This window comes from Streptomyces longispororuber (assembly GCF_014656095.1).
Classification (GTDB): domain Bacteria; phylum Actinomycetota; class Actinomycetes; order Streptomycetales; family Streptomycetaceae; genus Streptomyces; species Streptomyces longispororuber.
Genome location: NZ_BNBT01000047.1, coordinates 1 through 22473 on the forward strand (window position 1 = coordinate 1; position 22473 = coordinate 22473).

Below are 22473 nucleotides of genomic sequence, written 5' to 3' on the forward strand. Positions count from 1 at the left end.
CGTGGAGGCGCACGGAACCGGTACGCAGACGGGCGACCCGGCCGAGTGCGTGGCGCTGGGCCGGGCCCTGGGCGCGGCCCGCACGGTGGGCCCGCTGCCCATCGGGTCGGTGAAGTCCAACCTCGGGCACCTGGAGCCCGCGTCGGGCATGGCGGGCCTTTTCAAGGCCCTCGCCGTGCTGCGGTACGGCAGCATCCCGCCCTCGCTGCACCTGGACCCGCTCAACCCTGACATCGACTTCACGGGGTTGCAGTTGGAGCCAGTCGCCGGGACGCGTCCGCTGGCACCGGGCCTGGGTAAGGGCCGGCGCTTCGTGGGCGTCAACTCCTTCGGCTTCGGCGGGGCCAACGCGCACGTCGTCATCACGCCGCCGCCTGTCATTCCACAGCCCGCCACCCCGGAGCCCGGCCCGGAGCCGGAGGCAACGGGCGAGCTGCCGGTGATCGCTACGGGGCGTACCCCGCGGGCGGCCGAGGAGGCGGCGCGGCGGCTGGCCGCCCGGCTTGCGGACGCCGGGCCGCGGGAGTTCTACGACATCGCGGCCACCACCAGCCTGCGCCGGGCCCGGCACCGCTACCGTCGGCTGGCACTGGCACGCCACCCCCAGGAGGCCGCGCGGCTCCTGTCCGGTGCGGGGACTTCAGTTGAGGTGGTCAAGCACGGCCGCGTCGGGCTGGTGTTCACGGGCAACGGCGCGCAGTGGGCGGGCATGGGGGCCGACCTGCTCGATGGTGACACGGTGTTCCGCGCCGAGGTGGAGGCGGTCGACGCCGCACTAGCACCCCGCCTCGGCTGGTCGGTCGCCGAGCAGTTGCGCCGCCCTGCGGACGAGTGGGCGCTGGACGCCACCGAGGTCGCGCAGCCGCTGCTGTTCACGGTGCAGGCGGGCATCACAGCGGTTCTGCGCGAGCACAACATGCAGTGGAAGGTCGCGCTCGGGTCCAGCGTCGGGGAGGTGGCCGCCGCCTACGCCGCAGGCGCGCTCACCCTGCACGAGGCCGCCTGGGTGGTCGCCGTGCGCAGCCAGGCCCAAGCAGGCACGGCCGGGTGTGGCCGGATGGCCGCGGTGGGACTGTCGCCGGCCGAGGCGCGACAGGTTCTCGAGGCGCACCCGGGCCTCGTCGTGGCCGCGGTGAACAGCGCCCGAGATGTGACGATCGCCGGACCGGAGACCCGGTTGAAAGCCCTGGGAGAGGAACTGGCCGTACGGGAGGTGTTCTTCCGGCTCATGGACCTCGACTACGCCTTCCACAGCCCGGCCATGGAGGCGGCCCGGGCACCGCTGGCCACCGGTCTCGCCGGGCTCACTCCGCAGGGGTGCACCACGGCGTTCATCTCCACGGTGACCGGCGGGCCGGTGCTCTCAGGCGGGTTGGACGCCGGCTACTGGTGGCGCAACGTGCGCGAGCCTGTGCGGTTCGCGGACGCCGTCGGGCACGCCCTGGACACGGGCGTCGACGTGCTCCTGGAGGTCGGCCCACACCCCGTCCTGGGAACGTATCTGCGCCGGATCGCCGCCAACCGCGAGCGGGTGGCCGTGCTCGGCACACTCAGCCGCGACACCGACGGCCCGGCCGCGCTGCGCAGGTCGGTGGAAGGGCTGCTCGCGGCGGGGGCGGAGACGGACTGGGCGCGCCTGTTCCCCCGCCCCGCGCGCGTGGCGGAGCTGCCCGCCTACCCCTGGCAGCGCGAGCGGCACTGGAGCGGCTCCCCGCGGCACTGGTTCTTCAGCAGCGGGTCGGGGCATTTGGACCACCCGCTGCTGGGTGAGCGGCTGCCGAGTGCGGAACCCTCCTGGCAGGGGCCGGTCGAACCCGCGCTGGTGCCGTGGCTGGCCGACCACAAGGTGGCCGGATCCGTGGTGTTCCCCGCGGCGGGGTACGTCGAGATGGCCCTGGCCGCGGCCAAGCGGGTCCTCGACGGCCCGGTGGAACTGGCCTGGCTGGAGATCAGCCGCCCGCTGGTCGTCCCCTGGGACCGGGCCGGGGACATCCGCGTCCAGCTCGCCTACTCACCCGACGACGGCATGGTGACCATCACCAGCACCGAGACGAGTGCGGCAAGTGAGAGCACAGATGACAGCGATCCGCCGCCCCGGCCGCACGCCCGGTGCCGCGTCCGCGAGCTGATCGGCCGCTCCCCCGCGCGGGTCGACCTGACGGAGGTGCGCGCCCGCTGCCCGCACCGGGGCGACCCGGACGCCCAGTACCGCGCCCTGGCCGCGAGCGGTCTGGACTACGGTCCCGCGTTCCGCCAGCTCGTACGGCTGCACACCGGGCAGGGCGAGGCGCTGGCCGCCTACCGGCACACCACGGACGCGGCCGACGCCGCGCGGTACGTGGCGCATCCGGCACTGCTCGACGGCGCGTTGCAGGCCTGCGCGCCCCTCGTGGCCGCGCGCGCGGGCGACGCGCAGAGCTGGCTCCCGGCCTCGGTCGGGGCCGCCCGGGTGTGGCGCAGCCCGGCCGCGACGGGAGTGGTACACGTCCGCGACCGTACAAGCACCAGCACTGAACTCTGCTTCGACGTCACCATCGCCGACCCGGACGGCAGCGTCAGCGTCGAACTGGAAGGGGTGCGCCTGCGGCGGGTAGCCGGTCCGGCCGCGCGGGTGCCGCAGCGGTACGAGACCGTATTGCGCGCGGTGCCGTACGCCCACCTGCCCGCCGCGCCCTCGCCGCTGCCCGGCAACCAGGACTTCGCCAGGGTCACCAAGGCACGGGCCGACGCGGCGCGGGCCGAGGCGCGCACCGCGCGCTTCGGGGACTTCATGGCGCGGCTCGATCTGCTCACCGCGCATACGGCCGCCGCCGCGTTCGCAGACCTGCTGACCGCAGAAGCGGAAGCGGACGGGTTCACTCCCGCCGATCTGGTCCGGCAGGGAATGCTGCCCGGGCACGAGCGGTTCGCCCGGGCGCTGCTGCGCCTGATGGCCCGGCACGGTCTGGCCGAGTGCGGTCAAGACGAGCGGTGGCGGCTGACCGGCACTCCAGGCCCGCAGTCCCTCGCGGCCCGGCTGCCGCTGGACTTCCCCGCCTGCACCGCCGAGGTGCAGCTCGCGGTGCGTCAGCTCGCACACCTTCCGCAGATGCTGGTCGGTGAGCTGAACGCCCTGCACTTGCTCACCGACCAGGGCTCACGCGTCGCCCTGGAGCAGTTCTACGATCTCGCGCCGACCTGCCGGGGAGCCAATGCGGGCATTGCCACGGGCCTGGCGGAGATGGTGCGGCATTGGCCCCAGGACCGGCCGCTGCGGGTCCTGGAGATCGGCGCGGGCACGGGCGGCACAACGGCCGCGCTGCTGCCGCTGCTGCCCGCGGAGCGCACGGTCTACCACTTCACCGACGTGTCCGCCGGCTTCTTCGCCGCGGCCCGGCACCGCTTCGACGACCACCCCTTCGTCGACTACCGGCTGTTCGACCTGAACGCCGACCCCGCCGGTCAGGGGTACGCCGACGGCACCTACGACCTGATCGTCGCGGCCAACTCCCTGCACACCGCAGCCGACCTGCGGGCGGCCCTGCGCCGGGTACGCACCTTGCTGGCGCCCGGTGGCCGGCTGGTGGCCGCCGAGACCCACGACACGGACTACCTGCTGCCCTTCTTCGGCGCGCTGGGCAGCTTCTGGGGACACCAGGACGACCTGCGCCCCGACGCACCGCTGCTGAGCCGTGACCAGTGGCTGGAGGTGCTGGGCGCCGGCGGCTTCACCGACGTCGTCTGTGTCGATAACGCCCTGGAGTCCAGCAGGGTCGTCGCCTCGGTGCTGCTGGCCTCGGCGCCCGCGGACCAGGTGGTCGCCGAGCCCGCGCTGCCCCGCGCCGAGGGCGGCACCCGGTGGGTCGTCGCCACCGAGAGCCCCGGGGAGGCGCCGCTGGCCGAGCACCTCGCGACCCTGCTCGGCGGCGACGGCTCGGCGCCCGTCCCCGTACTCGACCTGCCCCGCGACCCGGCGGCCTGGACGGCGCCACTGACCGGGGCGGGCCACCCGGCGGTCGTGCTGCTCCTGGGCGAGGCCCCCGGCGACCCGGGGGCGATGCTGGACCAGGCCGTGCGCCGGGCGGCTGCGCTGGGCGCCGTGGCCTCGGCCTGCCAGGCCCTGCCGGAGCAGGCCCGCCCGGCCGTGTGGCTGGTGACCCGCCCCAGCGGCGCGCTGCCCGCCCCGGAACGCCCCGACCACCCGCAGGACGCCGCCGCCTGGGGCATGGCCCGCACCCTGGCCAACGAGCAGCCCGGTGTGCGCGTGACCCGGGTCTCGCTGGAACGCCTCGGCGACCCGGCCACCGACGCACGGCGCCTGGTCCGCGAACTGCTGGAGCCCTCCGCGTCGGCCGACACGGACAGCGGAACGGCGCGCGAGGACGAGATCGTGCTCACCGCGAACGGCCGCTTCGCCCCGCGCGAGCGGCAGCTCCCGGCCGACGAGCACGTCGAGCCGAGCGGCGAGGCGCCCTTCGCCCTGGAGATCCGCGCGCCAGGCCTGTCGTACGAGACCGTCTGGGCGCGCAGACCGCACCGTGCCCCCGCGGCCGGTGAAGTGGTGATCGCGGTACGCGCCGCGGCGCTCAACTACCGCGACATCATGCAGGCCACCGGCCTGCTGCCGCCGGAGGCGACCGAGGAAACGGGCGCCGAACAGGGACCGGGCCTGGAATGCGCAGGGGTCATCACGGCCGTGGGCGAAGGCGTCCACCACCTGGCCGTGGGAGACCGAGTGTGCGCGGCGGGTCCGGCCTGCCTGGCATCCCATGTGGTAGCGCCGGTGCCGTCCGTGATGAAGATCCCCGACCGTCTCGGGTTCGCCGAGGCCGCCACCCTGCCGGTCGCGTTCCTGACCGTCCACTACGCCCTGCACGACCTCGCACGATTGACGGCCGGGGAGACCGTACTCGTCCACGGCGCCGCCGGCGGGGTGGGCCTCGCCGCCCTGCAGTACGCCCGCCTCGTGGGCGCCACGGTGATCGCCACGGCGGGCAGCCCGGCCAAGCGGGACCTGCTGCGCGCGCTGGGCGTCGAACACGTCCTGGACTCCCGCACCCTGGACTTCGCCGACCAGGCCCTGCGCCTCACCCGCGGCCGCGGGGTCGACGTGGTGGTCAACTCGCTCGCGGGTCAGGCCATCGACCGGGGCCTGGAGATCCTGCGGCCGGGCGGCAGATTCGTCGAGCTCGGCAAGCGCGACATCTACGCCAACAAACCGCTGCTGATGCGGCCCTTCAGCCGCAACATCGCCTTCTTCGGCGTCGACGCCACCGCCCTGATGGCCGACGAAGCCGCCCTCGTGACCGGCCGACGAGTGCAGGCCGAGATCGCCCAACGCATGGCCGACGGCCGCTACAGGCCACTACCGCACACCGTGTACCCCGCCGCCCGCGTCAAGGAGGCGTTCGCACTGCTCCAGCACTCGCGGCACATCGGCAAGGTCGTGATGAGCCTTGCTCCCCAGGACGGCCCGGTACCTGTCCGTGTCCGGCCCGAGCCCCTCCGGCTCGACCCCGACGGCAGCTATCTGATCACCGGCGGGCTGAGCGGCTTCGGCGCCGCCACCGCCCGTTGGCTGGCCGAGCGCGGGGCCCGCCACCTGGCCCTGCTCTCCCGGCGGGGTGCCGAAGGACCCGAGGCGGGCGCCGTCCTGGCCGACCTGGCCGAGCGGGGCGTGACGGCGACGCCGTACGCCGCCGACGTCACCGACGCCGCCGCCATGGCCGAGGTGATCGACGCCGTCGACGCCACCGGGCACCGGCTCGCGGGGATCGTCCACGCGGCCATGGCCCTCGACGACTGCCCCCTCACCGAGCTCACCGACGAACGAGCCCGCACCGTCCTGGCCCCCAAGATGACCGGGGCGGCCATCCTCGACGCGCTGACCCAGCGGCACGACCTGCGGTTCTTCATGCTGTACTCCTCCTTCACCACAGCCGTCGGCAACATCAAGCAGGCCGCCTACGTCGGCGGGAACCTCTACACCGAGGCCCTGGCCCGGCGCCGCGGCGGCACGCGCCCGGCGCTCGCCGTCCAGTGGGGCGCACTCGGCGAGACAGGCCACGTGGCCCGCGCGGGCCTGCTCCCGGCCATGGAGGCGCTCGGCGCCCGGGCCCTCGGCTCCGCCGAGGCGCTGGCCGCCCTGGAGGGCCTGGCGGCGTCCGGTACCGCCGTCGCGGGGATCGGCCGCTTCGACTGGGCCCGGCTGCGCACCGTGCTGCCCGCCCTGACCGCGCCGCGCTTCGCGGCCCTGCTGCCCGCCGACGACGGACTCGCCGGACACAGCCGCCAGGACCTCGTGGCCGCCCTGACAGGCCTCAACGCCGACGAGGCCCTGCGGACCGCCAGCCGGGCCCTCGCCGAAATGCTGGCCCGGATCCTGCAGACCGACCCCGACCGCCTCGACCCCGGCCAGCCGATCCAGGACTACGGCGTCGACTCCCTCATGGCCGCCGAACTCCTCGCCACGCTGCACCGGCGCCTGGACGTCGAGATCCCGCCCATGGAACTCCTCCAGGGCGGCATCACCCTCAACGACCTCGCCCGCCACGTCCTGCTGCGCCTCGGCGTCCGCCCCGCCGACACCAGCGCTCCAACTACCGCGGCCAGCACCGGCTGAAAGGACAACCTCGTGACAGCCTGTCAGGCCTCGGACAGCCCAGCGGCGTGCGACGCCGAGTGCGTGCTCGGCCCCCTCATCGGCGGCGTAACCGCCCCCGACCACGGTGCGTACGCCTGCTGGTGCCTGCGGCAGCTCGGGCGGCCGGACGGTACTCCTGCGCCGGGCCCCGGCCGGTGTGGTGTGCGTCCGGCCACCGCTGAACGTTCCGGCGCTCAGCGTCGCCCCACTCCAGCGTTCCCCGGCCAGGACCGCCATGCGGACCAGGACGAGAAAGTTGAAGGCGAGGTCAGCGTCGAACGCGGTGAGGGCACTCCTTGCCGAGTACGGAGGCGTCGACCTCGCCACGTCGACGAGCTGACCGGAGCGGACCGTGTGCGGCACTCCGGCGACACCGTCGGGAATGGGCAGCCCGGCTTCCAACGCGTTCCGGCAGGCAACGACGCCACCCGCCATCGCCACCGGCCCGCGCCTGGACGGCACGCCGCGGTGGCGGCCCAGCATGGTCGAGCGCGGCCTCAGCGCCCTGCCGGTCACCCGGAACGTGAAGCAGAAGGGTTCCACCCGATGAACCGCGCCGAGATTTTGGCGCATGGAGGCCGACCATGAGTGAACTCGTCCGGTTCCTGCGCGAGAAAGCGTGGATCCTCGGCGACACCCGCTGGTACGCGCGCGTGGACAGCGTCCGCGGTGAACTCGTGGAGGTGGAGCGCCTCGGCTACGCCCAGCTCGACGCCCGTGCCCGCGCGGTGGGCGCCTGGCTGACGGAGCGGACACCGCCCAGTGCGCGCATCCTGCTGATGTACCCGGCGAGCCTGGAGTTCCTGGCGGTCTTCCTCGGCTGCCTGTACGCCGGACGTATCGCCGTCCCCGCCCCGCTGCCGGACACCGACCGGCGGGCCCTGCACCGCGCCGAGGGCATCATTACCGCCGCCGAGGTCGCGCTGGTCCTCACCGACACCGCGCACCGGCCCGCGCTGGAGGCCTGGCTCGGGGGCCTGGACACCGGGCGCCGAACGCAGTGCGTCGCCACCGACACCGCCGCACTGCCGGATCCGGATGCCTGGAGCCCGCTCGCGCAGGATCTCTCGGCGACCGCCTACGTCCAGTACACCTCCGGATCGACCAGCGAGCCCCGCGGCGTCGTCCTCACCCACCGCAACCTCCTGCACAACCTCCTCTCCATCAGGGAGACGATCCTGACCGAAGAGGTCCGGGACGAGCTGCGCCACGACCCCGCACGGGCCGGCGCCGGGTGGCTGCCGCCCCACCACGACATGGGTCTGGTCGGGATGCTGCTCAGCCCGCTCGCGGCCTACGGCAACCTCGTCTTCTGCTCCCCCGTCACCTTCATCGCCCACCCGCTCGTCTGGCTGCGGATGATCAGCCGCTACCGGGCGTTCTACACCTTCGCCCCGAACTTCGGCTACGACTGGCTGCTGCGCAACCTCCCCCACGGCCGCCTCACGGAGGCGGAGCCGGACCTGGACGTGGAGTGCCTGCGCTTCGCGTTCAGCGGCGCCGAGCCCGTGCGCCCCGAGACCCTGGACGCGGTCGCCCGCCGCCTCGCCCCCATCGGCTTCCGCCCGAACATCTGGGCACCCGGATACGGCCTGGCCGAAGCCACCGCCCTGGTGACCGGCACGCCATGCGGGCGCGGACCCACCGTGGAGCGCTTCGACCGCGAGGCCCTGGAGGGCGGCCGCGCCGAGCCCTCCCCCGACGGCGCCGCCCTCGTCGGCTGCGGGCAACCGGTGGGCTGCGACGTCCGTATCGTCGACGCCACCACGTCCTGCCCGCTGCCCGACGGGCACGTCGGCGAGATCTGGGTCCGCGGCGACAGCGTCGCCGATGGCTACCTGGGCGAGCCAAAGGCCACCGCCGCGCACTTCGCCGCCCGCACGACCGACGGCCAGGGCCCCTTCCTGCGCACCGGCGACCTCGGCTTCCTCCACCACGGCGAGCTGTACGTCACCGGCCGCGCCAAGGACCTCATCATCGTCAACGGCCGCAACATCCACCCCCAGGACCTGGAACGCCTCAGCGAGTCCGCCGACCCCGCCACCGGCCCCTGCGCCGCCTTCGCCCTGCCCGACGCCTCCGGCACCGAGCGCGTCGTCCTGGTCCAGGAGATCCGCCCCCTGCACCTCGACGGCCGCACCCCCGCCGCCCTCGCCGACGTCATCAAGCAGCGCCTGGCCCGTGAACTGCGGCTCCACGCCGACGTCGTCATCGTCGGCCCGATGAGCGTGCCCCGCACCACCAGCGGCAAGGTGCAGCGCGCACGCACCCGCGAAGCACTCCGCTCCGCCCTCCTCACACCCCTGCACTCCGACCTGCCCGCCCCGGCCTGACCGGGGCACCACCCCCACGGCAAGCCGAGTAGAGGAGGGTCGCCCCTGCCGCCCATCAGACCCTGCACGTCCCATGCCCGCAACAGCCCAGCACGGCAACCGCGGCGCGCGCTCGCTGTACCCGCAACTGGTCACGGCTCAAGAGGCCCAGTCGCAAGCAGTGCACACGATCCCTCGTCCACGCCGTCGGGCACTCACCACAGCCCTGCTACGCGGCACCGCCTCAAACGGTCTCACTCCCGATGAAGGAGTCGTCATGCCGAACACTCACGAGCTGTTCTGTTCCATTGTGACGGAATCATTCCGTGTTCCGAGAAACGAGATCAAGCCTCAATCGACCATGGAGCAACTGGACTTGGACTCCTTGGCTCTGGCGGAGCTGGCCCTCATCGTTCACGAACGACTCCATGTGAAGGCCGACCGCGAACAGTTCACCCGCCGGTCGACCGTCGCCGAGATCGTCGACTACCTTGACAACACCTTGCGCACCCGGGCAGGGGCCGCCTCGTGACAGACCCCGTCGCCATCACCGGTATCGGCCTGATCACCCCGGCCGGGCAGGGAACGGCCGCCACGTGGAAGGCCGTCTGCGACGGCGTGAGCACCGCGGCTCACGACCCACAACTCGCCGGCCTGCCCGCCGACTTCTCCTGCCGCGTTCCGCTTTCCTCACAGGAGCTGGGTGATCGTGTCGGCCGTACCTCCTGGCGCATGTCGCGCTGCACCGAATTGGCGGTGCTGGCTGCCCGGGAGGCAGTGAGCGACGCCGGCCTGGATCCCGCGACGTGGGACAGCCAACGGGTAGCGGTCGTCATCGGCTGCGCACTGGGAGCCGACGCAGTGCGTACGGAGCAGGACCGGCGGCTGCGCGATCTCGGGCCGGACATGGTCTCCCCCCTCACCATCCCCTTGATCCTGCCGAACACAGGCGCGGGGGAGGTAGCCATCGACCTCAAGGCCCGTGGCCCCAGCCTGGCCCCGGCCACGGCCTGCGCCTCCGGAGCCACCGCCATCACGGTGGCGCGGGACCTGCTGCTCTCCGGGCAGTGCGACATCGCCGTCGCAGGCGGCGCGGAAGCCGCTCTCACCCGCCTGACCGCCACCGGCTTCTGGCGCATGGGCGCTCTGTCCACCCGGAGCCACGCGCCCGCCAAGGCGTCCCGGCCCTTCGCCCCCGACCGCGACGGCTTCGTCGGCGCCGAGGGCGCCGGCGTCCTCGTCCTGGAACGCGCGCCGGATGCCGCGGCCCGCGGAGCCCGGCCCCGCGCCCTGCTCGCGGGCTGCGGCAACACCACGGACGCACACCACCCCACCGCACCGGACCCGAATGCCCGCGGCGCCGAAGCGGCCCTCCGCACCGCCCTGGCCGAGGCGGACCTTGCGCCCCATGAGCTCGACCACGTCAACGCCCACGGTACGTCCACCGAGCTCAACGACGCCGGCGAAGCCGCCCTCATCGCCCGCGTCCTACCCCATCGCCCCAGCGTCACCGCCTCCAAGGGCGTGCTCGGCCACAGCTGCGGCGCGGCCGGCGCCGTCGAAGCAGTGCTCACCACGCTCACCATCCAGCATCACACCGTGCCCCCCATCGCCAACCTGGACGCACCTGCGCCCGAGTTCGACATCGACTGCGTCACCAAGGAACCGCGCCGCCAACAGGTCCGCACCGCCGCCAGCCATTCCTTCGGCTTCGGCGGCCACAACGCGGTCCTCGTGCTGACAAGCGCCCCTTGAACGACGAAAGCCCCGAGCGGTGCGCACACGACACAGCCCACCGCTGTGCAGCCGGCTCGCTCGGCCGGCCCCGAAGCACCATCACCAGACGAGTCCAGACAGAAGAAGGAGGGGAAGCGATGTCCACACCCACTGCGCAAGCACTGGGCCGCCCCGGCGGCATCATCCGGCTCGATCCAGTCAGCCTGCGCGCCAAACGCTTCGCCATGCTCACCACCACCACCCTGCCGCTGCTTGGGACCACCGCGACGGCCTACCTCCTGGCCACCGGGAATTACACCAGGGCCGACTTGGGGCTCTTCGCCGGCATGTACGTCGTCCACGGGATCGGCATCACTGTGGGCTATCACCGCTACGCCTCCCACAAGGCCTTCAAGTCCGGCCCCGCATTCGAGGCCTTCATCATGATCGCCGGATCCATGGGGGCTCAGGGACCGCTGGTGTGGTGGGTCGCCACACACCGCCGCCACCACCGCTACAGCGACCGTGAAGGTGACCCGCATTCGCCGAACCTGCACGGCCGCAGTCTCACTCAACGGCTGCGTGGCCTGTGGTACGCGCACATGCCCTGGATGCTCAGCGACCAGGAGTCCAGGTGGTCGGTGTTCGCACCGGACCTGCTGAGCAACCGCCGCCTGATGTACTACCACCGCACCTATGCGCAGTGGGTGTGCATCGGTCTCGCCCTTCCCGCACTGATCGGTTTTGCCGCCGGGGGCACGCTCAAGGCAGCACTGACCGGAGTCCTCTTCGGCGGCCTGACGCGGATCTTCGTGGCCAACCACGCCACGTGGCTGGTCGCATCGCTCAGCCACGCGGTGGGCAGCCGGCCGTTCCGCAACGGCGACCGCAGCGCCAACAACTGGCCCGTCGCCCTCCTCACCTTCGGCGAGGGACTGCAGAACAACCACCACGCCTTCCCCGGCTCCTACCGTCACGGCGTGACATGGCTGGAGCCTGACCTGAGCGGATGGCTCCTGGCCGTACTCGGCAAGCTCGGCATCGTGACAGACCTGCGCGAGCCCACCAAAGAAGAGATCGAGAAGAAACGCAGGCAGACACTCGAGGCGCCGCCCATCCCGCCGACCGCCGGCAAGGGCTGACCAAGCCCTCGCAGGCACAGCCCTCTCGCACGCACCCCACCCGGCACAGCACCGCGGTCCACAGACATCCGCCTCAACGCCCGACAGCACAAAGAAGGAAAAGAGTGCACACACCAACTCACGAGGCCACCCGGTCCTGGATGTGCCTGGTATGCGGATGGGTCTACCACGAGGCACTGGGCCGACCCGAGGAGGGCATCGCGCCCGGGACCCCGTGGGATGCCATCCCCGACGACTGGGTCTGTCCTGACTGCGGCACGTCCAAAGCCGACTTCACCATGGAGCCACTCTGAACGACCGTACGACCCAGCAGCCTCCGCCCCGCTCGCCGTGCACCCCGAGTCGACGGCCAGGGCGACGAGGACGCGCCTGAAGCAGACCCGCCGCTCGGGGCCGCCGCACCTCAGGCGCGGGGTGGTCGCTACAAGCGCAGACCGCGCCCAGCTCGTGCCCAAGCGCGATTGCCGGGCCATCACGCCTTCGGTGGGCATGGCTGTTCCTCTGCCGTGTCCGGCGGCTGGCCGCTACCTGCGTTTCGCCCTGTGAGGTGGGTTTGATCCCGGGTCAGGTGCCGCGCCAGTTCGGGTGGCTTGGCCGGTGACGCGCGGTGGTGCGGTAGCCGGCGTCCACCCAGGCCTTGCGGATGCGCGGATGAGCCGCGGCGATGCGGGACAGCAGGGTCACGCCGGCCGCGGTGTCGGACACGCTGGCGGCGGTGACCAGCACGGTCAGCAGCAGGCCCAGGGTGTCGCAGCCGAGGTGGCGTTTGCGGCCGATGATCCGCTTGCCCGCGTCGGTGCCCTGGTCGGCCAGGGGTACGTTGGCGGAGGTCTTGATGGTCTGGGAGTCCAGCACGCTGGCCGATGGTTCGCCGTCGCGTCCTTCGGCCTCCCGGACCAGGTGCCGCAGCAGCCCGGTGAGCTGGGTGAAGACGCCGTCCTGCTGCCAGCAGGCGAAGTAGTGGTAGGTCGTGGGCCAGGGCGGGAAGTCGTGCGGCAGGTAGCGCCAGGGGACGCCGGTGCGGTCCACGTACAGGATCGCGTTCATCAGCGCGCGCAGGTCGTGTTCGGGCGGGCGGCCGATGTCCAGGCCGCGGCCGCGGCGCTCGGCCCGCCAGGCGGTGAGCACCGGCTCGATCAGCTGCCAGCGTTCGTCGGACAGGTCGCTGGGGTAGCCGCTGTGGGCGGTCATGTTGCAGATGTACTGCGCGGTGGCCGCCCCGGCCAGCGGTCAGAGCCCACCGGACGGGCCCGGAATGGGATCAGACAGGAGGCATCGGGATCAAACAGCCCTCCGGCGCCTCACGGCGAACGGGCGGCCCGCCTCTCACTTCAGTGCCGCCCTGTCAGCCTCCTCGAACCGTCACGTAACGGATTCAGACAGGGCGAAACGCTCAGTTAGCGCACAACCCGGGTCGCTCGCGGCGGCGGGTTGATCTGTTCGCCAGATGGCGCCCCGTCGATCAACCACGGCCCGAGTGGCACGGCGCTGACCGGCTGTGGTCGCCAGCAGTCCGCAGCCCCGGGGTCGGGGCGGTGTCTTGGAGCCGGTAGCAGCAGCGTCTGTCCCGCCGCGAGGCCAGTTCCCTGTCCCATGTCATTGAGTTCCTGCAAGTCCGCAACGTCGCGGCCGTACGCGCAGCCGCTGCGGGACAGCGTGTCACCGGGTACGACGTTGTGGATGCGGGAGTCGGGCGGCAGGGGCGGGAGCATCCACTGGGGGGTGGTCGGCTCAAGCAGGCCCGGGCCGAGGCCAGGGTCAGGACCCAGGTCGAGGCCCGGCTCAGGCAGGGGATCGCCGCCGTCGGGCCACGATGTGTGCGTCGGATGCTCTGGGCGGGGCTCTGGGAGCTCTGTAATGCCGTGGGCGAAACGCGAGCCCACATACACCACCCCCACGATGATCACGACACAGGCGGCCGCGTTGATGACCTTGCGTTGCCGCGCGAGTTCTGCAACGACCAGGTCCGGCGCACTCCTGGTGTTCCGCTGTGCTGTTGACTGTGTGGCTGGCGCGGCGAGTGCGGTCGGCGCCTCGATCTCCGCGCCGAGGCGCGCGAGTTCGCCGCGCAAGGCCGGCACCGCCGCGCAATCGCGTGCGGCGGCGGCAACGAGCCCGTCCAGGCGCCGGTGCGGGTCCTGGGGGCAGTCAAGGAGGTGGCCCTGGGTCCAGCTGAGCACCCAGCGCGCGCGGCCCGCAGCGACCAGCGTCTGCCCGGTCAGCGCGAGGAGGCCCGCGGTGAGCCGCTTCTCGGGCTCGGGCGCGTCGGTGAGACGGTGTGTCAGCCGTGTCCGCTCTCCGCGTTCCAGCAGGTCCAGAACGGTGGCGAGGGTGGGGCGCGCGGTCTTGAGGGTGTCGCTCGCCGCCTCCAGCAGGAGGCGCGCGGGTTCACTGGCGGAGGCCTCGGCGGCCAGGTCGGCCCACGCCGTCCAGGGCAACGCGGTCGCCGAGTGCCCGGCTTCGCCGAGCAGCCTGCGCTGCACCAGGGCCAGCGGCGACGGATCGGCGACGAGCGGCCCCTCCTCGACGGCGGTCGTGGAGGGCCTGGCGGGCCGCGCCTCGATCAGGGCCAGCCGTCGGGCCAGCGGTGGATGGGAGTCCAGCGGGGAGCGGCCCGCCTCGACCGGGTGCGCGCGCAGCTCGGCCATTTGCCGGCGCACGAGCGGGTCACCCACCATGGCGGCGAACGCCTCGAAGATGTCCTTGGGTACGAACCCGAGCTGCTGCGCGGGCCGCAGATGTCGGCTCTCGAACTCTGTCCAGGTGACGTCGAGCGCGTGGACGGCGCGCAGCGCCTGGGCGGTCACCTCCGGGCCGACCACGGCGGCTGCCTCCGCGTCCGCCTCCAGCTCCTGGCGTCGGCGCACCGCCAGTGACAGGCGCAGGTAGGCCCAGGCGTAGGCCCCGATCGCCGCCTGGAACATCATGGTGATTCCGGATCGCTCCTCGTCCGACCGCGCGGTCATTCGCAGCCGGAACAGGGTGGAGCGCAGTGACGCGGCTCCCCGGTAGGAGATCGCGCCGAACCGGGTGTGGCGGCCCGCGTAGTGGCCGAGTTCATGGCAGAGCACGGCCCGCAGTTCCAGGGGCTTGAGCCAGAGGAGCAGAGGCGCGCCCAGGTGCAGGGTCCGCTTCCCGGTGGCGAAGCCGAGCAGCCGCGCGTTCTCCACCACCGACGCGTTGGCCTCCGGTGTCAGATAGATCCGGCTGGGTGGCCGGGTCCGCAATTGCCCCGCCAGGTCATCGACCAGGCGCCACAGGCCGGGAGCGTGGGCGCGGCGAAGGAGGACCGGGTTCGGCGGGTGCCCCTCCGCGCAGCTCGCCGTGGCTATTCCGTACAGCAGGGCGGAGGCCGAAGCGATGCAGCCCAGCAGAGTGATAAGCAGGTGGCCGACCTGCAGGGGGCGGGCTAGCACCCCATACAGCAACATGACCGCCCATGCCGTGTCGATCGCGAGGAGAGTCACGGTCACGGCGTAGAACCCGGCGAGCAGTCCCACGGCGAACAGCCCGCGCACCCACCCCAGGGCAGCGGTCATCGCCCCTCCTCCAGTCTGCGGGCGAGAGCCGTCCGTGCCCGGCCGAGACCTTCTGGGTCCGCCTGGACGGCCGCCCGCAGCCATGCCTGTACGTTGCGCAGGGCCATGACGACGGGATCACGGCTGAGGCCGACCTGGCCGGCGTTCAGTCGACCCGCACCCGCCGACTTCGGGCCGGACATGAAGGGGTCGTGTCGGCTCGTGTCGTCCGCGGCCATGTCCAGCGCCTCCTTGAGCGTCAGGCGCGCCTTGGACACGTTCGCGGCGACGCCGCCGCGTGTCATCCGCAACGTTTTGGCGATCTCTCTCTGGGACCAGCCGTGCAGGCAGAACAGCACCATGGTGACCCGCTGCCGTGGCGGCAGGGTCGCCAGTAGCCGCAACACCTCGCGAGCGTCCGCGCTCTGTTCGGGGCCGGCCTGGACCGGCACTGGAATGTCCGGCAGCCGGTCCTGGCCCGTTCTGCGCCTGCGGTGTGTCTTCCACAGTCGCTGTACCGAGACGCGGTACACCCACGCCTCAGGCAGGTCGTACCCAGCGATGCGGTCCCAGGCCCGGTAGGCCTCCAGAAACGCTTCCTGTGTGGCGTCTTCGGCGTCCTCGCGGTGACCGGAGAGCATGATCACCTGTGCCAGAACGCGTTCGTACGTGTGCGAGAAGAAGGCCTCGAAGTCCCGTTGCGGAACAGCCTGCTCCGCGCTCACCGTCGGTCCTTTCCGGCTGGCTCCACTGCCGCCGAACGTGCGGTCAGCACGTCGCCGTCGGCGCGCGTGATCTCGACCGTGCCGCCGGGCCCGGCCGCCCGCACGACCATGGCCAGCGCGTGTGCCCACGCGCGCTCCCTGGCCGGCCGCGTCCACAGCGCGGCCAGCACATACACCAGCCTTGCGCAAGCCAGTACCACGACCACCACCACAGGTTCGACGGCCATTTGAGGGTCCCTCCACAGAAGCACAGCAGCGACACTCTGATACAGCCGTCAGGGTCCAACTGGTTTACTCTGTACTGGACTTCCTCGCCCTGGACGAACCGGCCGCATGACGAACAGCCCCAGAACATGGGACCCGCGCCCGAGGCTTCACCGGCCCGTTCTACGCGGAGCGCATTGAGGGTTCGGCTGAGCAGGGAGGCTGTCTGCGTCGTGCGAACTTCTCGATCATGCCGACCCTCTGAATCACGAGCTTCCCGTCCTCAGTACCTCGCCAAACCGGTCCCGGCACGTCCCCTCCGGCTGACAGTTCCGCTGTCCCGGCTCCACCCCAGTGCTAGCGCCGGTCCTCGCACCGTGTCCGTGCCCGACGCGCGTGACGTCCGGCGCGTCGGCAAGCCCGTCACTGCCTTCAGTGAAGAGGTCCGCACATGGTGTGGCACGTGGCCGGCCCGGGGTCAGCGGTCGGTGACGGTGATGTCGATGTCCACGCTGCCGTCGTCGGAGGACAGGGTGTACCTGCCGTTGCCGACGAAGTTCTTGGTGCCGCGGGCGAGGAAGTCGTCGCCGCTGAGTGCGTCGTACTCGTCGACGTAGGCGCCCACGCTCGCGATGTCGGACGAGGTGAACGGCAGGTTCATGGACGGCGCGGCGCTGGCGCGGGCCGGGGTGGAGTTGCCCTGGTTCTGCTGGGTCCAGACCCGGAAGGGCCGGCCGCTCTTGGTCTTCAGTTCGATCCACCCGTAGGGGTTGGGGTTGTCCTCGCCCGGGTTGTTGAAGGTGATCCTCAGCTCGGCATGCGCTTTGACCGGTGGGTAGGGCGGCGCGGGGATGGCGGCGGCGTACTCGGTGCCCTTGAGGCCGGGCCAGACGTCGGAGATGTTGCGGGCGCCGGTCAGCGGCTTCCAGTTCTCGATGTCGAAGTGCAGAACCTTGTCGGCCTTGACGAAGTAGCACTCCCGCCTGCTGTTGCCGCCCAGGGCCGAGGGCTCGACGACGTTGTAGACCACCGCGTCGATGCCCCGGTCGAAGCCGGCTTCCTTCAGCCCCGGCCACCGGTCGGCGATCGGGTAAGGGCCGCCGCTCACCTTGTCGGCGCGGGGATCGTAGGTGATGTACTTGTCGCCCTTGAAGAAGATGTACGTGTCCACGAAGACCTGCGCGAAGTCACCCCGGTGGTCGAGGAACGCGGCGTCGATGTCCCGGTCGAACCCGACGTCCTTCATGCCCGGCCAGTAGTGGGCGATGTCGAGCGGACCGTAGATGATCTTCTCGTTGGCGAAGTCGTACCGGACGTACTGGTCGCCGCGGAAGATGTAGACGTAGTCCTTCTCGGTCGGGATCACCGGCACGGTCGAGATGACCGGCGGGTAGGAGAAGGGGACCATCGCGTCGATGCCCTCGGCGAACTGCGTGTCGGCGAGGCCCGGCCACCCGGCGGCGATGGAGCGCGGGCCGACGAAGACGGTGTTGGAGGCGAGACCGTAGGACAGGTACTGGTCGCCCAGGAACATGTACGTGTCCCATTTGAGCTGTGAGCGGTTGAAGGCTGCCTGGATCGTCATGGATCCCTCCTTCGGAGCTCGGGGCGGGCCTCCGGCACGGCCTGGCTGCCGTACCGCGCTGTCGCCCATCACGGCGGAACCTAGGAGCGACGACAGACCGAGTCCAGGGGTGCCGGGTGCCGATCGTGCCCGGACCGTCGGCTGCGGGCCTTCCGCGGCGGGATGTGGCCACCGCTTCGGGGTGGAACTGCCGATGCCCGCCACGCGACATTCCAGGTCACGCGAAGGTTTCCGTATGAAGCGGAAACCTGGTGTACCGACAGCCTGCGCAGCGGGTTTGTCCGATACCAGCCGATACTGCATCTTTCGCAACCGCGCAGGCACGCCTCTGCCGTAACGGACACCCGACAGGTCGTCTCCGATTGATACTGCCCGTCACCAGGAGAGCTGGTTCCTGGCCCGCTGCTTCGACGAGCTCTTGGTGCTCGCCGTGCGCTGGGTCGTCTCCTTCGCCGACCCTGTGCCGCGCAGGGGCGCCTGCGGCAACTGGGTGGCTGTCGGACACGTCGGCACGATCGGCCACCACCTTCACGGGCTGCTCGCCGCGGACGGTGAGGACGCGGTCGGTGCCGTCAATTCTGTCGTACCGGCCGCTCGCGGTGAGATGGTCGAGGATCACCTGGAGCTGGGGCGGGCCGAGGATGAAGGATCCGGGCGAGAGGTGGTCTTAGACGTCGACCTGCTCGGCATGGCCATCCTTGGTGGTGCGGGCGAGCGTGACGGTACCTGGCCAGACGGCGGGTCCGGGAGCGGGCGGACTTCCCGCACGCGCACGCCTCGACCCGCTCGCACCGGCAGGTAGCCGGCGGGCCGGGCGCCAACCCGGCCGCCGACGGCCAGACCGATTGCCTGCACCTTCCAGCCCCACCGCCAAAGTGCGACGCCGGTGCCGCGTGGTCAGGTACGACACCTGCTCCGACGTAATCCGGCGAGGGCGGGGGCCGTTGTCGCATGTCCGTGACCACCAACCGTCGGCTGTCCCGGCTGGGCCCGCTGGCCGCACTGACCGGCATGTCCGGGCTGGCCGCGCTGGCCGGAGCACCGGCGGCTTCGGCCGACACCAACACCTCCACGGAGAAGTCCACGATGCTGTGCAACATCGTGCTCCTCTCCCCCGGCGCGGACATGGACGGCTGCTCGCACATCCAGGTAAGCGGCCAGAACATGACCAAGCAGAACACGCCGAACTCGGCCCTGGTCGACTACGCAAAGGTCGAATCCCTCACCTCCCTCCTGCCCTGGCCCCCGCACCCACCACCAGGCCCCTGGCACCGGCCCCGGCGACAACCAGCAGGCCGGCCAACAGGCCATGATCAAGCGCCACACCATTAACTGGTAGGGGCCGCCCATCCCACGACGGGCCGGAGCAGTGCCCCCTGGGCCGTGACCTCAAGGAAGTGTGCTCGCAGTTGGCCGGTGGGAGCCTGGACGGTGACGTCGATGATCTCGTCCTACTCGTCCTGGTCGTCGGCAGTGGGCGGGAATTCCAGGCTGGTGAGGGTCTGCACGCGGACAGGGCCGAAGGCGACACCCGTGGCGATGAGCGCGCCGGCGGTCATCACGACCGCCAGGCCGTTGGACCAGCCCGCGGTGTCGGCGGGGAGGTTTCCTTGGTCCAGGATCCCGAACAGGCCGTCAATGGCTTCCACGGCGCACATCATCGTTGCCTCCTGACCTATGCCGTCTGTCCGTCGGAGGGCGGGTGCCCGGGGCCGGACGTGGTCGTGCGGTCCAGTCGCCGAACCCTCTTGGGGAAGGCAAGGTCAGGGAATCTTGAGGCCGAAGCTGTTCTTGAGTTCGTTGATGAAGTTCTTGTTGTTTCCTCTTGGGTTGGGGAAGAGCTGGAAGTTCTTTTTGTCCCAGTCCCAGTAGCGGCCGCCCGCATACAGCATGAGTGTCTCGAGACGCAGGACCTGGACGTCGTCGAGACCTTCGGTGTTGGGGAACTTTCCGTTGGTCCGGTATCGGCCGAGGATGCTTCTTGCGATGTTTCGATGCGCCTTGAGGAGTTTCGCTCCTGCTTTGATGTTCTCTTGCCAGTTCCATCGCTGGGCGCAGGTGGGCCGTGGATCTAATATCTGCATAAGGCCGGTCGCGCCACTGTCCCTGTTCAGCAACGGGATACCGTCCTGGGTGAACTGCTGAAAGGTGTTGGCTGTCTCGTGGGCGGCGATCAGGAAAGCGTCGGGTTCCTGTTCTGCCAGGCACAGGGCTCGGATATCTGCTTTATCCGGGTTCTTTCCGCGTATCCTCACCTTCACCTCGTTGTGGATGGTGAAGGCGGTGGCCGGGACGCCGCTGAAGCCTGTCGCGGTGACCTTGATGGTCACCTCGCCGCCCAGGAAGTCCGTCAGCGGCGGGTCCCAGTGCCCGCCGACCAGGTCGATGCCCTGCTCGACAGCGTGGCAGCGCACCAGCCTCGCGGTCGTGTCATCGATGGTCAGGGTCCACTGGAACCGGGTGACCGGTGTGGGGTCAGGCTGCACTCCCACGATCCGCGCTTCGCAGGGGATAGCGGGCATAGCCGGATCCGGGCTGATGAAGAAGGTCTCGCCCGGCTTGGGCCGGTCGATGGCGATGACCGGGGCCGACGCGTTGGGCGCCGCGGTGGCGGCCTGGGCGAGAGCCGCTGGAGCAAGGATCTGCGGGGTCTTCGCCGCCGTGCCGTCCGTCAGTGCAGCGTTCCCGCCCGGGACGGGGTCGGTCACTGGGCATCACCCTCGTCGGCGGCGGTTTGGGTGGTGGACACGGTGGTGCCGGCGTCGGAAGCGGAGACGGAGATCTTGCCGGGCAGCCCGACCGAGAGCGGGAAGAGGTCGCGGTAGATGCGGGCCTTGATGCTGTCGGAGGCCTTGACGAGGTCCTGGCCCAGGGCCTCGCGGTCGTTGGCCAGCGTACGGCGGCGGACGGCGTTGGCCTGCAGGGCGGCCGAGTAGTCGTCGAGGGCGTTGCCTTGGCCGAGGAGGGCGTCGACGATGACGCCGTCGGTACGCATGACGACCTTGTCGACGTTGATGATGACGCCGGGGACGGTGATTGCGTTGTTGGTCTCGTCGCTGTAGGTGGAGGTGGTCTTGCGCCAGCGCAGATAGGTGTCGTTGGGGCCGAGCTGGCGCTCCTCCACCATGGGGGGCTGGACCAGGTTGTCCTTGTAGTCGAAGAGCGTGGAGAGCTGCTCGATCACCATTTTGCGCACCTCGGCCCGTTTGGCGGGCTGGACGTACGTCGCCAGCAGGCCGTCCAGTCCGGACAGCGGTACTTCGACCACACTTTCACCGTAGCCGTTCCAGAACCCGACGCGGACGTCGACCAGGTGCAGGATCGTGATGTGCTCCTGGTTGATCTGTCGGAACACGAAGTTCAGGGTCCGGCCGACGTTGATGTTCTCCAGCTGACGGGTGATCGCGGTTTCCTCGCCGCTCTCGGTCTTGACCTCATTGGAGGTGTTGACTTGCACATCGCGCTTGGCGGATGCCTTGGCGGCGTGCTTGTTGACTGCGCTGCTGGTGTTCCTGGCGAACTGCTCACGCTGGGAGGCGGTGGATCCCTTGACGCCGCCGCTGACCTTGGCGCTGGCGAAACCCCAGGAGCCGGACGCTTCGGCCTCCACATGCCACTCCAGGCTTTTCTGCTCGGCCTGCTTGTCCGACTGCTCGCGCGTCACCGTGGTCTCGAAGTCGTCGGCGCTCTCCTTGGAGAAGGAGTCGAGGATGCTGGAGGCCGACTTGCTGTCGGTCTCCGTCTTCCGCCACGTCTTGATGCTGATACTGGTCTTCTCGCCCGGGAGCAGGCTGAACGTCTTCAGCGTGCGGCCCGCGCCGTATTGGCCGAGGAACGTGGAGAGCCGGTAGGTCTCCACCAGTGCGATCTGCGGTTGCCCTTCGGGCAATGCGTCGGCCGCCGACTGCGGAAAGGGTTCCGGCAGGAACGTGTGGGTGTAGTCGCCCCACAGGGTCCGGTGCACACTCAACCGCTTGCCCGCCTGAAGCATGCTCGTGATGAGCGGCACGTCGATGTCCGTGACCCGCGGTCGGACCCGGTGGTCGCCCAGTGCCGCCTCGGTCAGCACCGAACCCGCCGCCGCCTTCGGCAGGTGCGTAACCTCCGTCTCGGCCAGGCCCTCCCCGTCCTGTTCCGCCGCCCGCCCTGCCGCGGCCCCCTCATGAATCTCGGAGGACGAACGGCTCAGGCCGACCAACGGCAGCAGGCTGGGGGCCACCGTCCCCTTGCGGAGCCCTTGGGCCAGCACGCTCGTCGTCGCCGTGTCCAGAGCACCCGAACTCTGGAAGACAGCGGTGTGCGTAGCGAACAATCCGGCACTGGTGGCGGCCGGGTTCTTGATGCCGGGGAACATCTTCAGGTCACCGGTGCGTAACGCCTCCGCTACCTGCTCCGGAGTGACAGCCGCAAACGAGGAGTTGCGCTCCGGGGCCTTGAACGCGGCGCCCACGAACCAGTCGGTGAGCGGGCCTGCCAAGTCGAACGCGATGATGTTCCGGCCGGTGTACGAGGTGGGCTCCGGAACGTTGTAACTGAGGATCGATGCCTTGCCGGCCGGATCGAACTTGCTGATCGGTTCACCCATCGACAGCCTCCCGAGTCGAAGTCGGCTCCCCGGACGACGAGGCGCCCGCCCCCATGAGACACCC

At 70.9% G+C, this 22473-nt stretch carries 16 protein-coding genes and 1 pseudogene; 8 read left to right on the plus strand and 9 right to left on the minus strand.

All coding sequences use genetic code 11. The features are described 5' to 3' along the window. Position 1 precedes the first annotated feature (1 nt). The 7 genes from IE330_RS16910 to IE330_RS16940 all read left to right on the plus strand — a co-directional run bounded on the left by IE330_RS16910 (position 2) and on the right by IE330_RS16940 (position 12085). Positions 2–6601, plus strand: a complete 6600-nt coding sequence (locus IE330_RS16910) for an SDR family NAD(P)-dependent oxidoreductase (protein ID WP_268257301.1) — start codon at positions 2–4, stop codon at positions 6599–6601. 403 nt (positions 6602–7004) lie between these two features. After that, entirely contained in the window at positions 7005–7172 is a 168-nt protein-coding gene (locus IE330_RS16915) for a hypothetical protein (RefSeq protein ID WP_190136856.1), read from the plus strand. Positions 7173–7206: 34 nt separating this feature from the next. Next, positions 7207–8955, plus strand: coding sequence for a fatty acyl-AMP ligase (locus IE330_RS16920; RefSeq protein WP_190136857.1), 1749 nt, complete (start codon positions 7207–7209; stop codon positions 8953–8955). Between the two features lie 256 nt (positions 8956–9211). After that, on the plus strand, positions 9212–9466 hold the full coding sequence (locus IE330_RS16925) for an acyl carrier protein (protein WP_190136858.1): 255 nt from the start codon (positions 9212–9214) through the stop codon (positions 9464–9466). Next, positions 9463–10689 (plus strand): beta-ketoacyl-[acyl-carrier-protein] synthase family protein, encoded by a 1227-nt coding sequence (locus tag IE330_RS16930; RefSeq protein WP_190136859.1) that lies wholly within the window; start codon positions 9463–9465, stop codon positions 10687–10689. The genes IE330_RS16925 and IE330_RS16930 overlap by 4 nt, the downstream gene beginning before the upstream one ends. A 119-nt stretch (positions 10690–10808) precedes the next feature. After that, the gene (locus IE330_RS16935; RefSeq protein ID WP_190136860.1) at positions 10809–11792 is read left to right on the plus strand and encodes an acyl-CoA desaturase; all 984 of its coding nucleotides are present in this window, start codon (positions 10809–10811) and stop codon (positions 11790–11792) included. A gap of 140 nt (positions 11793–11932) precedes the next feature. Continuing rightward, positions 11933–12085 (plus strand): rubredoxin, encoded by a 153-nt coding sequence (locus IE330_RS16940; RefSeq protein ID WP_190136894.1) that lies wholly within the window; start codon positions 11933–11935, stop codon positions 12083–12085. Positions 12086–12395: 310 nt separating this feature from the next. Here the strand turns inward: IE330_RS16940 and IE330_RS16945 are convergent. The 6 genes and pseudogenes from IE330_RS16945 to IE330_RS16970 all read right to left on the minus strand — a co-directional run. After that, positions 12396–12983 (minus strand): annotated as a pseudogene (locus IE330_RS16945) (IS5 family transposase); the annotation flags it as partial. A 206-nt stretch (positions 12984–13189) separates the two neighbouring features. Then, positions 13190–15331, minus strand: coding sequence for a M48 family metalloprotease (locus IE330_RS16950; protein WP_190136861.1), 2142 nt, complete (start codon positions 15329–15331; stop codon positions 13190–13192). Next, on the minus strand, positions 15328–16035 hold the full coding sequence (locus IE330_RS16955; protein WP_190136862.1) for an RNA polymerase sigma factor: 708 nt from the start codon (positions 16033–16035) through the stop codon (positions 15328–15330). Before IE330_RS16955 ends, IE330_RS16950 begins: the two co-directional genes overlap by 4 nt. Then, positions 16032–16262, minus strand: coding sequence for a hypothetical protein (locus tag IE330_RS16960; RefSeq protein WP_190136863.1), 231 nt, complete (start codon positions 16260–16262; stop codon positions 16032–16034). The genes IE330_RS16955 and IE330_RS16960 overlap by 4 nt, the downstream gene beginning before the upstream one ends. 455 nt (positions 16263–16717) lie before the next feature. Further along, entirely contained in the window at positions 16718–17824 is a 1107-nt protein-coding gene (locus tag IE330_RS16965; protein ID WP_190136864.1) for a hemopexin repeat-containing protein, read from the minus strand. A 375-nt stretch (positions 17825–18199) separates the two neighbouring features. Continuing rightward, positions 18200–18337 (minus strand): hypothetical protein, encoded by a 138-nt coding sequence (locus tag IE330_RS16970; RefSeq protein WP_190136865.1) that lies wholly within the window; start codon positions 18335–18337, stop codon positions 18200–18202. A 444-nt stretch (positions 18338–18781) separates the two neighbouring features. Here IE330_RS16970 and IE330_RS16975 point away from each other — a divergent pair, with 444 nt between their 5' ends. After that, positions 18782–19156, plus strand: a complete 375-nt coding sequence (locus IE330_RS16975) for a hypothetical protein (RefSeq protein WP_190136866.1) — start codon at positions 18782–18784, stop codon at positions 19154–19156. A gap of 119 nt (positions 19157–19275) precedes the next feature. Here the strand turns inward: IE330_RS16975 and IE330_RS16980 are convergent, their stop codons facing one another. The 3 genes from IE330_RS16980 to IE330_RS16990 all read right to left on the minus strand — a co-directional run bounded on the left by IE330_RS16980 (position 19276) and on the right by IE330_RS16990 (position 22409). Next, the gene (locus IE330_RS16980; protein WP_190136867.1) at positions 19276–19473 is read right to left on the minus strand and encodes a hypothetical protein; all 198 of its coding nucleotides are present in this window, start codon (positions 19471–19473) and stop codon (positions 19276–19278) included. Between the two features lie 114 nt (positions 19474–19587). Further along, the gene (locus tag IE330_RS16985; protein WP_190136868.1) at positions 19588–20532 is read right to left on the minus strand and encodes a TroA family protein; all 945 of its coding nucleotides are present in this window, start codon (positions 20530–20532) and stop codon (positions 19588–19590) included. Next, on the minus strand, positions 20529–22409 hold the full coding sequence (locus IE330_RS16990) for a hypothetical protein (RefSeq protein WP_190136869.1): 1881 nt from the start codon (positions 22407–22409) through the stop codon (positions 20529–20531). Before IE330_RS16990 ends, IE330_RS16985 begins: the two co-directional genes overlap by 4 nt. Positions 22410–22473 lie beyond the last annotated feature (64 nt).

What these genes read in the sequence shown, in the direction of transcription:
- IE330_RS16915 (WP_190136856.1), top strand. Translation starts at nt 7,005, where the DNA reads ATGGGCAGCCCGGCTTCCAACGCGTTCCGGCAGGCAACGACGCCACCC.
- IE330_RS16920 (WP_190136857.1), top strand. Translation starts at nt 7,207, where the DNA reads ATGAGTGAACTCGTCCGGTTCCTGCGCGAGAAAGCGTGGATCCTCGGC.
- IE330_RS16925 (WP_190136858.1), top strand. Translation starts at nt 9,212, where the DNA reads ATGCCGAACACTCACGAGCTGTTCTGTTCCATTGTGACGGAATCATTC.
- IE330_RS16935 (WP_190136860.1), top strand. Translation starts at nt 10,809, where the DNA reads ATGTCCACACCCACTGCGCAAGCACTGGGCCGCCCCGGCGGCATCATC.
- IE330_RS16940 (WP_190136894.1), top strand. Translation starts at nt 11,933, where the DNA reads ATGTGCCTGGTATGCGGATGGGTCTACCACGAGGCACTGGGCCGACCC.
- IE330_RS16950 (WP_190136861.1), bottom strand. Translation starts at nt 15,331, where the DNA reads ATGACCGCTGCCCTGGGGTGGGTGCGCGGGCTGTTCGCCGTGGGACTG.
- IE330_RS16960 (WP_190136863.1), bottom strand. Translation starts at nt 16,262, where the DNA reads ATGGCCGTCGAACCTGTGGTGGTGGTCGTGGTACTGGCTTGCGCAAGG.
- IE330_RS16965 (WP_190136864.1), bottom strand. Translation starts at nt 17,824, where the DNA reads ATGACGATCCAGGCAGCCTTCAACCGCTCACAGCTCAAATGGGACACG.
- IE330_RS16990 (WP_190136869.1), bottom strand. Translation starts at nt 22,409, where the DNA reads ATGGGTGAACCGATCAGCAAGTTCGATCCGGCCGGCAAGGCATCGATC.